General features: G+C 53.5%; 11 protein-coding genes and 1 riboswitch. Of the genes, 5 read left to right on the top strand and 6 right to left on the bottom strand.

Features of this window, described 5'->3' with window-relative positions; genetic code table 11:
- Positions 1-125: 125 nt before the first annotated feature.
- A complete protein-coding gene (locus AC6ESO_RS24140) occupies positions 126-545 on the top strand; it encodes a hypothetical protein (protein ID WP_497093620.1) in 420 nt (139 codons plus the stop codon).
- 113 nt (positions 546-658) lie between these two features.
- Here AC6ESO_RS24140 and AC6ESO_RS24135 read toward each other — a convergent pair whose 3' ends face one another.
- The 3 genes from AC6ESO_RS24135 to AC6ESO_RS24125 form a co-directional block, all read right to left on the bottom strand.
- The gene (locus AC6ESO_RS24135) at positions 659-1156 is read right to left on the bottom strand and encodes an NlpC/P60 family protein (protein WP_494821699.1); all 498 of its coding nucleotides are present in this window, start codon (positions 1154-1156) and stop codon (positions 659-661) included.
- A 4-nt stretch (positions 1157-1160) separates the two neighbouring features.
- Positions 1161-1320: riboswitch (cyclic di-AMP (ydaO/yuaA leader) on the bottom strand.
- Positions 1321-1639: 319 nt separating this feature from the next.
- Entirely contained in the window at positions 1640-2458 is an 819-nt protein-coding gene (locus tag AC6ESO_RS24130) for a hypothetical protein (RefSeq protein ID WP_497093619.1), read from the bottom strand.
- 36 nt (positions 2459-2494) lie between these two features.
- Entirely contained in the window at positions 2495-4495 is a 2001-nt protein-coding gene (locus AC6ESO_RS24125; RefSeq protein ID WP_497093618.1) for a M1 family aminopeptidase, read from the bottom strand.
- Between the two features lie 254 nt (positions 4496-4749).
- On the opposite strand from AC6ESO_RS24125, the gene AC6ESO_RS24120 reads away from it, so the two are divergent.
- From AC6ESO_RS24120 to AC6ESO_RS24110, 3 genes are all read left to right on the top strand, one after another.
- Entirely contained in the window at positions 4750-5274 is a 525-nt protein-coding gene (locus AC6ESO_RS24120) for a YwhD family protein (RefSeq protein WP_495463576.1), read from the top strand.
- A 173-nt stretch (positions 5275-5447) separates the two neighbouring features.
- Complete coding sequence (locus tag AC6ESO_RS24115) at positions 5448-7208, top strand: ABC transporter ATP-binding protein (RefSeq protein ID WP_497093617.1); 1761 nt, start codon at positions 5448-5450, stop codon at positions 7206-7208.
- Positions 7205-9046, top strand: coding sequence for an ABC transporter ATP-binding protein (locus AC6ESO_RS24110; RefSeq protein WP_497093616.1), 1842 nt, complete (start codon positions 7205-7207; stop codon positions 9044-9046). Before AC6ESO_RS24115 ends, AC6ESO_RS24110 begins: the two co-directional genes overlap by 4 nt.
- A 104-nt stretch (positions 9047-9150) precedes the next feature.
- Here the strand turns inward: AC6ESO_RS24110 and AC6ESO_RS24105 are convergent, their stop codons facing one another.
- The 3 genes from AC6ESO_RS24105 to AC6ESO_RS24095 all read right to left on the bottom strand — a co-directional run bounded on the left by AC6ESO_RS24105 (position 9151) and on the right by AC6ESO_RS24095 (position 13194).
- Positions 9151-9846, bottom strand: coding sequence for an SDR family oxidoreductase (locus AC6ESO_RS24105; protein ID WP_497093615.1), 696 nt, complete (start codon positions 9844-9846; stop codon positions 9151-9153).
- A gap of 15 nt (positions 9847-9861) precedes the next feature.
- Positions 9862-10317: a VOC family protein gene (locus AC6ESO_RS24100; protein ID WP_494821852.1), complete on the bottom strand. Its 456-nt coding sequence runs from the start codon at positions 10315-10317 to the stop codon at positions 9862-9864.
- Between the two features lie 846 nt (positions 10318-11163).
- Positions 11164-13194 carry a transglycosylase domain-containing protein gene (locus tag AC6ESO_RS24095; protein WP_497093756.1) on the bottom strand — a complete coding sequence of 677 codons (2031 nt, stop codon included), beginning with the start codon at positions 13192-13194 and terminating at the stop codon, positions 11164-11166.
- Positions 13195-13493: 299 nt separating this feature from the next.
- Between AC6ESO_RS24095 and speE the strand changes: the two genes are divergently transcribed.
- Positions 13494-14321, top strand: a complete 828-nt coding sequence (gene speE / locus AC6ESO_RS24090) for a polyamine aminopropyltransferase (RefSeq protein WP_091225112.1) — start codon at positions 13494-13496, stop codon at positions 14319-14321.
- Positions 14322-14338 lie beyond the last annotated feature (17 nt).

The following is a 14338-nucleotide window of genomic DNA, read 5'->3' as shown; positions in this document are numbered from 1 at the left end:
ATTCATCATGAGTCAATCGATTCCTCTTTAGACAGTCCTCGTCGGTTTCGGCTGCAAAAATCGGTCATTTGTTCAGCTTCGTTACATAAACTTAAAAAAAAGAACCCATACAGGAGGAATCCGGCATGGCAGGATGGCGGGACAGCTTAGAGAATCGGCGAGCAGAGTGGAAGAAGCTAGAGGTGGGGTTAACCGATACGTTGGCGGGACGGCGTGTGCTGCGGGTGACCGGTCCGAGAACGCCGCGTCTGACAACGCCGGTGACGAAGGCGGTTCGTCAAGAGGAGCTCAAGGCAGTGGCCGATACGTTCGATGCGGGGCTTGCTTGCTTCTGCCTCGGTGAGCTGCCGGCAGGTGAGCGTCAAAATTTCCTCGAAGCCTGGCATGAGCGGCTTGCCTCAGGCGCGATCGTCGTCATGGCCGACCGCCGGAGCGAAGGCTGCGCGACGCCAATCGAGCTGCATGATCTGTTTGCGCCGCTTGGCAGCAAGCTCGATGTTCAGGTTGGCCGAACGTTCTGGTGGGTGCGCTACTTAAGGCGGTAATCCCGAATATGCCCCATAGCGAAACAAAAGAAGCCGCAGATGCTTGTCCCGAAGGACGAACAGCTGCGGCTTCTTTTGTGCTCACACAGGCACCTAGGCAGGTGCAATCAAACTTACTCGTCGTCGCCGCCATCTGCTTCGTCAGAAGGCTCGTTCGCGTATTTCTCATACGTTTCCGGGCTCATCACGCGACGTGCTGTAACGTACCGTTTGGAATAGTAGGAATCACTTAGTGCGCTGATGGTCACACCTTTGCTGCTGGAGGAATGTGCAAACTTGCCTTCTCCAACATAGACGCCAACATGCGAGATTCCTTTGCCTGTCGTATTAAAAAATACGAGGTCGCCGGCAATCAAATCCGCTTTCGCGATTTTCTTGCCCAGCTGTGCTTGCGAACGGGATGCATGCGGGATATCCACGCCGAGTTTATTAAACACGTACATGGTGAATCCGGAGCAGTCAAACCCTTTCGTTGTCGTGCCGGTGTACACATAAGGTGTACCGATCAGATCTGAGATGACCCCATCCATTTTGGATTGCGCGAAAACGCTTCCTGTTTGAAAAAGTAGAAGCATCGCCAGTCCGATCAAAAGTGCAGAAATCTTTTTCAAAACGGGAAACTCCTTCCAGTGCCTACGAGGTTAGCTGTGGGGTTCGGTTGAAGGCTCCCTATGATCACCTCTGGCATTCCGCGGCTTGCTTTGCGGATGTCGGGATCAATTCACCCAAGATGGTTCCCCCGTTTCCCGTGATGGGAATTCGGCAAAATTTTCATTTCTAGGCATAATTATTCGATCATTTTCTTCCTTCTCCTTCCTAGTTCACAACTTGTTCACAAATTAAAATTATTAGAATGCAACCTTTTACCTCTCACTTTCGTATAGCGGGCGCTGGTTTGAGCCGTTTTGGGTCTCGCTCACCACCGCGCTCACGCGCAGCCCATCCCTGCAAAGCATGTCTCATCTTGAATAAAGACGCATGTCAAAAAAACCCGCTCTGTCGAGGGGTTTGTCTTTTATATGCCAGTTATTAGTTGAAAAAGAGACCGTCCCACTGCCATTAACATGACATGGTGGGCGGCCTCTGCGCACGGATTAGACTTGTTTCGACTGCCAGGCGTCGTACTGGGCGGCTACCGTCCACACCTTCATGATGGTTCGGATTAACTGGTAGCCTTGATGCAGGATAAGTGCCAGCAAACCTGCCCAAAGCAGCGAGACGGAGGCAATGGTCATGCTAAGTACGGCTCCGATAGCCCACATGAGAAGGGAAATGCCGGCGAAAGGCAGGAAGTTCGCGATACATGTCCATAAGGACCGGAGGGTGCCGGTTCCGGCGACCGCTCCGAACTGCATGGAGAGGAAGAGCAGGTGGATCAGAACCGCCCATGCGAGCCAGGCACCCGCCCACGGACCTGCATGCTGCGCAAACTCCAGCAGTGAATTGCTTGCCAGTAGTTTTGTTAAAGCCCGAGGCAGCAGCCAGATGGCCGGGAGGAGCGTGAGCGTCGTCTCCACCAAGTAGAGCAGCGCTACCGGTTTCCAAGCCGCTCGAATGCCTTTTAGAAATTTTGTTCCGTTCGCGTCCGTCACATGATGGAGAGAGTGGAACAGCCCTGCATTCAGGAAAGGGGTGATCACAATGCGCCCAGCCAGCAGCCCGCAGAAGAGCCAGATGTATGGGCGGATCAGATCGGTCTTGATGAGCTGGAACTGCGCTTCCGTCATGAAGAGCTGAACGGCCGTTCCGCTGCTGCCGATGCTGTCCGGGAATCTTTTTAGAAGCGGCACGGTAATGCCTTCGATGGTTCGATAGAGGAAGAAGCCCCATATCAGCTCATATAGAAACAACATAATGATAATGTAGAAGTGCTTAACGGTCAGTCGCCAGCCTTGCTTCATGTGCGTTCTCATTTATCATCACCTCCCAGAAAATTTGTACGAGGCTCGTCACCATGCAATGGATGCAAATATACTTTCAATTAGCTTGGAGACGCCGACACTCCAGCGCGTGCGTGATTTCTCAGCTAGCTCGGCTTTCATAAAGTTGTTGATATGTTTGTTGTCGAGCACGTTGTCGTTGTGCGGATCGACGGCGGCCCATAGCAGCTTGGAGGAATGGACGATTTTATATTGAATGTGGGATTCTCGGCCATCCCACACTTTAGGCATCAGCGTTCCGTCGGCAAAATGGAACACCACCGACACCGGTCCGGAGCTGCCGCCTGTCTTCTTAATGAGCACAACCGATTCATACTGTGTCTCATTGCCTTGTTTCACCGGACGTACATGAATGGAAGCGACCGAGTAGTCGGACATTTCATCGCCGTACACGAAATGACTGAAGTAGTCGTTCCACTTCGTCTTCGTTACGGATTCTACGACGCGCTGGAAGTCGGCGGTGGAAGGATGCTTGAATTTATATTTTTGGAAATAAGTCCGCATGATCTTACGCATTGTTTGCGCGCCGACTTGTTTCTCAATGCCGAAGAGCACAAGCTTCGCGCGCATGTACACATTTTCCGCGTAGTGATTGTTGCTGTGATACGACCAGGACAGCTGCTTCAGCGGGGCCGGGTTCGTCATGTAGCTTGCTTCCACCGGCAAATTCGGCTCCACGCCATATTCGCTTTCCATCACTTTGTCCTCGGCATAGGAGGTGAAGCCTTCGTCGAGCCATGCCTCTTCGAATTCATTGGAGGCGACCATGCCGTACCAATATTGATGGCCGATCTCGTGGACGACCGTTCGCTCCAGATCGTAGCCCGGGTTATCATTGTCTGCGGCGAATGCGGTAATCAGTGTCGGATATTCCATTCCGCCCGCACCGTTGCCGCCTTTAGGCGGAACTACGACAGAGAGCGTGGTATATGGGTAAGCGCCGTACCACTGGGCATATTTGGCGAGCGCGGATTTGGCTGCATGCATATAACGGTCCTTGAATTTCGCGTGCAGGGGATCCAAGTAGAGCTTGATCCGAACGCCCGGAACGCCGTCCGTGGAGAATGGTTCCTCCGCATAGACGAAATCCGGGGAGGCCGACCAGCCGAAATCATGCACATCATCGGCGTAGTATTGGTAGGTTTTGCGCCCATTCGCTACGACGGAAGGTTTGGTTTGGAAGCCCGTTGCCGCTACTTTATAGCTGTCAGGGACGTTAATCTTCACGCTGTAGATACCAAAGTCGCTGTAGAACTCCGAGTTTCCATGATACTGATGAATGTTCCAGCCCTCGGCTGCTCGGCCGCGTGTGCCTGCTGTTTCGTAAACGCACAGCTTCGGAAACCATTGGCCGGCCATGATGAAGTTGCCGGAATAGCCCATCCGCGCGAACACCTCAGGGAGCTTGACCTCAAATTTCATGCGAAGCGTAACGCTCTTGCCCGGTGCGACAGCGTTGGGCAGCCGCAGCTTGGCCAGCGTTAAGTCATTGGGATTGTTGTCGTCTGGCTGCACATAATGCAGGCGCGGGAGAAGGCTGTAGCCTTCGGTCGTCTCCAATGAGAGCAGGTTCATATAACCGATGCTGTCCGCAGTCGCTTTATCATTTCGGAGCTGACCGCCGGACTCTTTCATGAAGGTGGTGTCTTTGGAGCGAAACGCGTTCGGATAGAGATGAAAATACATCTCGGACACCTGCTGCCTACCGGGGTTTGTCCATGTGACGGACTGCTCCCCGATCAACATATGCGTATCCTCCTGGAGTTTCACATCGATGTGGTACTCCGTCACCCGTTTGCTGAGCGCAACCGGCTTTGGCTGCATCACAATATCGGGCTCCGGCGCGGTGGACGGAGCAGCAGGCTTCGGCGCCGTGTCTTTCTTGGCAGGAGCGGAGGCGTATGTATATTGCGAAATCCAGGCATCTCCGAACCCTTGCCTTGCCGTTAAGCCGAGAATCACGGCGACGAGGGCAAAGAGTAGAAAACGTTTGGCGTGACGTGGATTCATTGAAAGATTCCCTCCCGTTGACAAGCATCTAAAGCATGTATATGTTTGCTTTTCCGAGATTATTAGCTAAAATGGAATTAATGTGCGGACAGGCGCTAAAACCGCGCCGGACGTGGAATCGCAGCGTTTTTGAAATCTCAGGAAGGATAGTATATCGATATCCTTCTCTGAGATTTCTTCGGAATGAAACGAGCCGCGCCACCAGACGGACGGCGACAGCCGGTTCACCTTGGAGATGGGAGTTGAAGCGTAAGATGAGTGAACAAGAGAAAGATCAACAGCCTGTGGAGAAGAAAGAGAAGAAGTCTCTCTCTTTGAACGTGGTGAGCAATAAGGAACATAAGGGCTTTGGTGCAGGGACGATCGACCTGAGCAGCGTATCCTGCGTTATGATCGATAACGGCGAGGCTTACATTGACGTAGGTGCGATGCATGCGAAGAGCAAGATCGAGAAGGGGATCAAATTCAGCACGAACAAAGAGGATGTGCCTAACGGCCGTCTGTGCTGGATCGTCTGGGTTGCCGTTGACCGCAATGAAGAAGGTTCGTTCTATGCAGGGGCTACTGCTTGCCCAATGCTGGTGGACACGGAAGCGCGCAGAGGTTGGAAAATCCTTGCGCAGCACGTAAACAACTTGGATTACGCGATCAAACGCCGTTTCGTGCTTGATGAGCTTGGAACGGAAGAGAAAGCGGCGCTTAAGAAGCTGCTCGTCACCAACAATCAGGAGTGGTGGGACCGCTCGCCGGATAAGTTGAAGGAAGCGTTGAACGTTTAAGGTAAATTGCGTAACGTATACAAGCACTTTTGCTGCCGAATAGGCCGTTTTGCCGTCTCTCTTATGTGGAGAAAGGTGAAGCGGCTTTTTATTATTCTGTTGTTTCGAAGAGCATCCTAATTATGGTATAGTCGAATGACAGAACATTTGTTCTAAAATTAGGGGGAACTGGAATGAATTTACCGCGCGAATCGCGCAATCATTATTCGGAGCTGCTCCGGCGCTATCTGCTCCCGCAGAAGCGGACATTAATCGGCCTTGCCGCACTGCTTTTCCTATCGATTGGCTTACAGCTGATCAACCCGCAAATCATTCGTTTCTTTATTGATACCGCGCAATCAGAAGGCAGCATGAAGCCGCTTCTCATCGCAGCCTGCCTGTTCATTGGCTTTTCTCTCGCTCAAGGGGTGGTGTCGGTCGCGGCTACCTATTTCAGTGAGAACGTAGGCTGGAAAACAACGAATGTGCTGCGCGGCGATTTGGCGGCGCATTGCCTGTCGCTTGATATGCCGTTCCATAAGACGCATACATCCGGCGCTATTATTGAACGGGTAGACGGTGATGTGAATGCGCTGGCGAATTTCTTCTCCAGCATGATCATTAATTTGGTCGGCAACTTCCTGTTGATGGTGGGCATCTTGGTTCTGCTGTTTCGGGAGAGCTGGTTGATCGGCACAGGCATGACGGTGTTTGTGATTCTGGCGATTCTGGTCATTCAGCGTATACGGAAGATGGCTGCGCCGCTGTGGAAGGACTGGCGGCAAGCGAATGCCGATATGTACGGCTTTATCGGCGAGCAGCTGGAAGGAACCGAGGATATTCGGGCCAATGGGGCATCCGGTTTCGTTATGAATCGCTTCTACGGCATGCTGCAGCGGATGCTGCCGCTTCGCGTGAAGGCTTTTCTTGGCTTTGGCGCGATGTGGAGCACGACCATCGTGGTTTTTGCTTTAGGCAATGCAATGGCTTTCGCAATAAGCGCGTATCTATGGAAGGCGGGCTCGATTTCGATCGGTACGGTGTATTTGATTTTCTACTACACGGAGCTGCTTGCAAAGCCGATTGAGAAGATTCGTACACAGATGGAGGATTTGCAGAAAGCGGACGCCAGCATATCGCGTATTCGGGCTTTGTTCGAAACACGCTCAGCTCTTGTGGACGGACCGGGTGCTACGCTCCCCGCGGGCGCGCTTGGCGTAAAGTTTGATGAAGTTACCTTTAGCTACGAGGATGGTACGGGCGAGCCAACGCTTGATCGGTTGGTATTGGATTTGAAGCCCGGCGAGGTGCTCGGCCTGCTTGGCCGGACGGGGAGCGGGAAGTCGACGCTGGCCCGGCTGCTGCTTCGGTTTTATGATCCGCAGGAAGGCAGCGTCTCCTTAAGCGGGACGGATATCCGCCAGCTGAAGCTAAGTCAGCTTCGCAACCGTGTAGCCATGGTTACGCAGACAATTGAAATTATGGAGGGCACGATCCGGGATAATCTGACCTTCTATGAAGAGGCTATACCGGATGAGCAAATCATTGCCGTTTTGCATCAGCTTGGGTTAACGAACTGGTATGAGGCGATGCCGGAGGGGCTGGACACCAGGCTTGCTTCCGGCGGCGGAAGTCTCTCTGCAGGAGAGGCGCAGCTGCTCGCTTTTGCCCGCGTGTTTCTGACGAATCCGGGTCTTGTGATTATGGATGAAGCCTCATCGCGGCTTGATCCGATGACGGAGCAGCGCATTGAGCAGGCCATCAGCACGCTGCTTGCGAACCGCTCTTGTATTATCATTGCGCATCGATTGGCTACCGTACAGCGGGCTGACAGTATCCTGATTCTCGAGAATGGCAGAGTCATCGAAGCAGGCAGCAGAACGGAACTTGCGGCCGATCCGTCATCGCGTTTCAGTGCCATGCTGGCAACCGGTCTTGAGGAGGTGCTCGTATGACGACTTTCCGATTTCTGATGGGGCTCATTACATACCGGACATGGCGTTACGTCATTAATGCAACCGCTTGGACGGTCATTTACATGGTGCCGATTATACCGGGGCTTATTACGAAAGAGTTCTTCGATTCGCTCACAGGTGACGCATCCCTGAAGATGGGTACTTGGGGCATTATCGCGCTGCTTCTCGCTGCGGCGCTCGCGCGTGTCGTTCTAATCATTGTCGGGTTTATAACCGACGTCAATTTTCGATTCCGCATGGGGATGATGCTGCGACGCAACATGCTGAAGCATGTGCTGAAACAGCCCGGTGCGCGCGCGATTCCCTGCTCGCCGGGGGAAGCGATCAGCTATTTCCGAGATGACGTGGAACAGTCCGAGGAAGCGGCCAGCTGGTCGGTCGATGTGTTCGGAATGACCTGCTTCGCGTTCGTCTCCAGTTACATTCTGATTGGGATCGACGCGCAAATGACTTTGCTTGTTTTTGTGCCGCTCGTTATCGTGATTGCGGTTGCGCAGCTCGCGACCTCTAGATTGCAGAAGTACCGTGCGGCAAGCCGCGAAGCGACCTCCAGGGTGACGGGCGCGATTAGCGAGATGTTCGGCAATGTGCAAGCCATTCAGATTGCCGGTGCGGAAGAACGTGTCATTGAACGGTTTCGGAAGTTTAATGATACGAGGCGCCAAACGATGCTGAAGGATAAGCTGATGGGCGAGGTGCTGGATTCCATCTTTACGAATTCCGTGAACCTTGGCATCGGACTCATTCTCTTGCTGGCTGGTCAGAAGCTGCGCGGAGGCACGTTCACCGTCGGTGATTTCTCGTTGTTTGTCTATTACTTGACGTTCGTTACCTCGATCATTACGAATGTGGGCAAGTTCATTACGTATTTCAAGCAGATGGGCGTGGCGCTGGATCGGCTTAAGGGGCTGCTTCAGGGCGCGCCTGCCGGTGTGCTGATCCTGAAGGAAGGGCTGCGGCTTCGTAAAGGCAGCGCCTTGAAGGAGAATTTATCGGCGGGTACTGCGGCAACCGATAAGGCGGTGGTAGAACCGCTGCGTTCCTTGGAAGTCGAAGGGTTGACCTATCGGTTTCCGGAGACGGGCAGAGGAATCGAGGATATTCGGCTTCAGCTGAAGGGCGGCTCGTTCACCGTTGTGACCGGCGCGATTGGCTCTGGGAAAACGACGCTTGTCCGCACGCTGCTTGGGTTGCTGCCTATGGATGAAGGGACGATTGCGTGGAATGGAAAGCCGGTTCGCGATCCGGGTACCTTCTTCACACCGGCAAACAGTGCGTACTCGGCACAAATTCCCCGTATGTACAGCGATACGCTGCGCAACAATATATTGCTCGGTCAGCAGGAGCAGGGGAATGACTTGCAGCAGGCGATCCATACTGCCGTGATGGAATATGACCTCGACCATTTGCAGAACGGATTGGAGACGCTGATCGGCCCGCGCGGCGTGAAGCTCTCCGGCGGTCAGATGCAGCGGACGGCAGCCGCGCGCATGCTCGTGCGCGACGCGCAGCTTTATGTGTTCGACGACGTATCGAGCGCGCTCGACGTCGAGACCGAGCAGAAGCTGTGGGAGCGGCTGTTCCAGAGCAGAGGCGATGCCACTTGCCTGGTCGTTTCGCACCGCAGAGCGGCATTGACGCATGCCGATCATATTATCGTCATGAAGGACGGCCGCATCGAAGCGGAAGGGACGGCCGAAGAACTGCTGCGCACAAGCGCGACCTTCCAGGAGCTGTGGAGCGGCGATGAACGGACGGCGGACGCCGTCTTGCCCGCTGATGCGACGGAAGGGTTAGCGCTTCAGCCCAAAACCTAAGAAAAGCCTCTGCAGGTACGGCGTGTTGCCGTAGCTGCAGAGGCTTTTTTTGTGTGGTGAATATAGGTGGGCCGTGTAACTAGACTGCCACGACGCCGATCCGGCTAGATCGGCATTTCCTTGCCGGTGTAATCCACGAATTGGAACCGGAGTTCTTCCGGGACAATGCGGCGCTCCAATAGGGCGACGATGCCGCGGGCGCTTGCATTCGGGTCAGTCGGGGCGTTCTCGCCGCCCATATCCGTCTTCATCCAGCCCGGGTGAATGCTAAGCACCTGAATATGGCGTTCTTTCACATAGCGGTGAAGCTGCTCCGAGAACATATTGAGCGCCGTCTTCGAGATGCTGTAGGGATAGTCGCCGGGACAGGCGTTCGTAATGCTGCCTGCTTCGGACGAGATATTCAGGAGTGCGCCATTCTCCTCTGTAAGGAGGGGCAGAAAATGCTTCACGACCCGCATCGGCCCGTACAAATTAACCTCGAATGCTTGCGCGACATCGTTCATATCGAGCTCTTCGATTTGCGTATTACGTGCATTGAGTATGGCTGCGTTGTTGATGATCGCGCCAAGTGTTCGGCCTTCGCGCTTCAAGGCAGAGGCGAGCCCAGCAACGCTCTCTTCGCTGGCAACATCGAGTTCGGCTATAATGAGCCGGTCCCCATACGTCGCGCTAAGTGTCGCCAGCTTATCGCCGCTCACATCGCGAACCCCGGCAATTACGTTATGTCCACGCTCAAGTGCCTCGGCGGCAATCGCTAAGCCAAGTCCGCGGCTTGCGCCGGTTAGTAGTATATTCATGTGCCCTGATCACTCCTATTTATCGTTCTCGAGCAGCTCCACGAGTACCTTCAGTGCTGGGATGGTATCGATATAAGCATATCGCCCACCTGTATATTCGCCTTTCTGCTGAAGCGGGAAACCTTTGCCCTCCAGCAGCATGACTTTCTCCTTCATACCTTCAATTTCAAAAGCGATATGATGAGGCCCTTCGCCATGCTCGTCCAAATAATTTCGCCACGTGCTCGGATGTTCGTCCGGTTCGATCAGTTCAAGCTGCAAGGAGCCCATATCAATAAAAGCAAGCTTAGCGCGCGCAACGGTAGGTGCACCGTTAAACTCCGTTTGCGCCTTATCCAGCGTGTCGGTAATGATTGCTTGCGGCTTCTCAATCCCAAAAAAATCCGCATAAGCCTGACTCACTTTGTCGATATCGTTGACGAGTATGCCGATTTGCGTAATGACTTTATTGCCGAGTAGTCCTGACAACAGCGAACACATCCTCTCCATGGTTGGGAAGCTAGACATAAACCCTTACACAATTTTCCACAACACTTACACAGCTATCTTATCCAATCGGGAAAATAAGTGTCAATTCCCATTATGCCTCACAGTCTTGCTTAGTCTATTGAGGAAACCAAGGAATAGTAAAAGAGTAGCCCCCAGAGTCATACATCGGTGGAAAAGCGAAGAAAGTAGCATAAGAGTAGCTTCCAGGGCCACTCATTGGTTGGAAAGTGACGAAGGTACTCAAGAGTAGCTCCTAGGGCCATACACCTGTGGGAAAGCGCAGAAAGAAGCATGAGAGTAGCTTCCAGAGCCACACATTGATTGGAAAGTAACGTAAGTAGCACAAGAGTAGTTCTCGGTGCAACACATCGGTGGGAAGCGCAGAAAGTAGCATAAGAGTAGCTCCCAGAGCCACACGTTCTACTGACGGGTGACATCCCATTGTGCGGTAACAGTTACCGTACAATGGATAAAACACGGCCATTTAGCTCGAAGAGAGGAACGGGTTACCGAACATTGCGTGGAAATGGGCGTGTTTGGCTCATGAGAGGTATAGGTTACCGCTCATCGTTTGGGGTAGTTGGGTATGAAGCGTGCGTAGAGGTCTACATGCGAGTGAAATGCGAGTTTTCGTGCAATGAAGCTCATGAGGAGATCTACATAGGGGGAAATTGAGATTTTTTATCCAAAGAAGCACACGTGGAGAGCTACATCACCTTCCAACACAGGAAAAGGGTTGCCTCGCATCATCCAAGAACGTGGATGATGAGGCAACCCTTTTTCAATTAAACCTGGTTCAATCACGCCTAGCCCGAGACAGCTGCGCCGCTAATTCGACCACCAGCGCTTGAGCTGCTTCCACCAGTGTCGCGTTTGCTCGGCTTGCGCGCCGCCGTCCGGCGAAGCGGAGGCATCGCCTTCGCCGTGCACGCCGCATACTTCCACCGGCTCAGTGCCGCTGACGAACGATTCGAGCCGCCGGTCCGGGCAGGACTTCCCGGCGAGCTTGCCGCTCTGCGGGTCGATGTAGACGGATACGACGCCATCCGGCAGCGGGAAGATCTTCGGCGGAATGGCGGACAGCGCCGCTTCCGTATACGAGGCGAAGATCGGCGCGGCGCGGCGCGCTTCCACGGGCGTCAGCTTACGGCCTTTGTCGTAGCCGACCCATACCGCCGTTGCCAGCTCCGGCGTATAGCCGACCAGCCAAGCGTCCGTCGCGGTAGTACCGGTTTTGCCTGCGACGGGGCGCTTGATCATCGCCGACACGCGGTTGCCGGTTCCGCCGGTTTCGAATACGCTCTCCATCAAGCTGGTGAGCACATAAGCATGCGCGGCATCTACAACGGTGGAGGAAGTAGGCTGTGCTTCATATAGCACTTCGCCTTTCGCGTCCTCGATCCGCAAGATCGCCGTTGGCTCCATGCGAATACCCCCATTAGCGAACGCGCTGAATGCGGATGCCATCTCGAAGGGGCTGACCGGGAACGTGCCAAGCGCTAAGGAAGGCACCGGCTTCATCGGGCTCTCTATGCCAAGCTTTCGGGCCATAGCAATGACCTTCTCCGGTCCGACGGTCATGATGGAATTGACCGCGTAGATGTTATCGGAGCTCGCGATAGCCTGACGCATATTAATGAAATCGCCCACGTACTTGCTGTTATAGTTGCTAGGTGAATACGTCTTGCGGCCTTCATCGTAGGTGAAAATCGTCGGCGTGCTTTTGAACTGCGAAACAGGCGTTAGCACGCCTTCCTGCAAGGCAGTTAGATACAAGATAGGCTTAAAAGACGAACCCGGCTGCCGCGTCTTCGCGAAGACTCGATTATACTGGTTGGTCTTATAGTCGCGACCGCCAACCATCGCCTTAATATAACCGGTACGCGGATCGACGGAGACGAGCGCAGCCTGCTGCTCGGAATCCGCCGGGATACCGGCCGCGACCGCCTCTTCCGCCGCGCGCTGCGCATCGGGATCCAGCGTCGTATAGATGCGAATGCCGCCCTCGCTCATGGTCCGCTCATCAATGCCAAGCTTATCGACCGCCATATACCGCACGTAGTCGCGGAAGTAAGGCGCGGTCCCGGCCTGCTTGCTCGTTCCAAGCGGCACGAACCGCAGCAGCTCAGCGCCAGCCGCTTCCGCATCCGGCTGCAGCAAAATCCCTTGGTCCACCATCGTTTGCAGGATGGTGCGCTGCCGGTCCTTTGCATTTTTCATATCCATATAGGGGGAGTAGTATTTGGGGCCTTTCGGAATGCCCGCCAGCATCGCACTCTCAGCTAAAGTGAGCTCCGATGCGTGTTTCCCATAATACAATTCCGCTGCAGCCTCAGCGCCATAGGCGCCGTGGCCGTAGTAGATTTGGTTCAAATACATCGCCAAAATCTCATCCTTGGAGTAATGCATCTCCAGTTGAATCGTATACATCGCTTCCTTCAGCTTGCGCGACCAGGTACGCTCATGCGTCAAATACAGGTTGCGGGCGAGCTGCTGGGTCAGCGTGCTTGCTCCTTGCTTGCGAGACATGTTTTCAACGTTAACGACCGCCGCACGGGCCATCCCTTTCATGTCGAAGCCGAGATGATCGTAGAAACGCTGATCCTCGATGGCGAGCGTCGCCTCTACAAGATAGGGCGAAATTTGCTTCAACGGCACCGATTGGCGATTCTCGCCGGCATGAAACGTGTCGATGATATGGCCCTGCGCGTCGAGCATTTGCGACGTTTGGCTGATCTCCGAAGCGGGGAGTGCCTGTTCCCGCAAATAAAAAAGGAAGCCGAAGGCACAGATGAACAACAACAGTAACGCAGCACCTGAGTAAATCAGCCACCTTTTGACATGCTTCAGAAGCGGCATCCATTTTTCCAATTGAATAGAAACAGGCAGTCGGCGCTTCATAACGCCGCCCTGCCTGAATATAGGTTTCAACCATCTTTTCATCTGCAAGTCTCCTAACCGAAAGAAAGTCCGCTTTATCCAACTAGTATGGAAAACAATGGGACACCCTATTCAGAAAGAGGGTTTGCGTAATATGAAATTTTTGTGCGGAGCTGGCAAAAGGTTGCTTTTTCCCCCCGTTAACTTATAATACAGATTGAAACATTGGACCATATGATCAATAGCACCACTACATAAACGAAAGTAGGGATTTAGCAATGGAATTGTGGTACACGGAGAAACAGACCCCGACTTATGGGATTACGATGAAAGTCAAAGAAACCTATGTCAGCGAGCAAACGGAATTCCAACAGCTCGATATGATCGAGACGGAAGAATTCGGTACGATGCTTGTTCTGGACGGCATGGTTATGACAACGGATAAAGACGAGTGGGTTTATCATGAAATGGTTGCTCACCCTGTTCTATACACACACCCGAATCCGCGCAAAGTGCTTGTTGTTGGCGGCGGCGACGGCGGCGTAATCCGTGAAATCCTGAAACACCCGAACGTGGAGAAAGCTGTTCTTGTTGATATCGATGGCAAGGTTATCGAGTACTCCAAGAAGTACCTTCCGCAAATCGCATGCGGTCTGGACGATCCTCGCGTTGAAGTAATCGTGAACGATGGCTTCATGCACATCCATGATCACAAGAACGAGTACGACGTTGTTATGGTTGACTCCACGGAGCCGGTTGGCCCTGCGGTAAACCTGTTTACGCGCGGCTTCTACCAAGGGATCTACGATGCACTGAAGGAAGACGGTATTTTCGTAGCGCAAACGGACAACCCTTGGTTTACGCCTGAGCTCATCTCGAACGTAAACCGCGATGTGAAAGAAGTGTTCCCGATCGTTCGCGTATTCTGGGCAAACGTGCCAACGTACCCAAGCGGCCTGTGGACATTCACAATGGGAAGCAAGAAATACGATCCGCTTGAAGTGGACGAGTCCAGCATCCCGGAAATCGATACCAAATATTACTCCCCGCGTCTGCACAAAGCGGCTTTCGTTCTGCCGAAATTTGTGGAAGACCTGGTGAAGTAAGAGGAGACCAACACAAC

It is taken from the genome of Paenibacillus rhizoryzae (assembly GCF_059686995.1).
This window is presented reverse-complemented; position numbering and strand designations above follow the sequence as displayed.

Coding starts and splice junctions, on each gene's coding strand:
- AC6ESO_RS24140 (WP_497093620.1), top strand. CDS start 126: ATGGCAGGATGGCGGGACAGCTTAGAGAATCGGCGAGCAGAGTGGAAG.
- AC6ESO_RS24130 (WP_497093619.1), bottom strand. CDS start 2,458: ATGAGAACGCACATGAAGCAAGGCTGGCGACTGACCGTTAAGCACTTC.
- AC6ESO_RS24125 (WP_497093618.1), bottom strand. CDS start 4,495: ATGAATCCACGTCACGCCAAACGTTTTCTACTCTTTGCCCTCGTCGCC.
- AC6ESO_RS24120 (WP_495463576.1), top strand. CDS start 4,750: ATGAGTGAACAAGAGAAAGATCAACAGCCTGTGGAGAAGAAAGAGAAG.
- AC6ESO_RS24115 (WP_497093617.1), top strand. CDS start 5,448: ATGAATTTACCGCGCGAATCGCGCAATCATTATTCGGAGCTGCTCCGG.
- AC6ESO_RS24110 (WP_497093616.1), top strand. CDS start 7,205: ATGACGACTTTCCGATTTCTGATGGGGCTCATTACATACCGGACATGG.
- AC6ESO_RS24105 (WP_497093615.1), bottom strand. CDS start 9,846: ATGAATATACTACTAACCGGCGCAAGCCGCGGACTTGGCTTAGCGATT.
- AC6ESO_RS24095 (WP_497093756.1), bottom strand. CDS start 13,194: ATGCCGCTTCTGAAGCATGTCAAAAGGTGGCTGATTTACTCAGGTGCT.
- speE (WP_091225112.1), top strand. CDS start 13,494: ATGGAATTGTGGTACACGGAGAAACAGACCCCGACTTATGGGATTACG.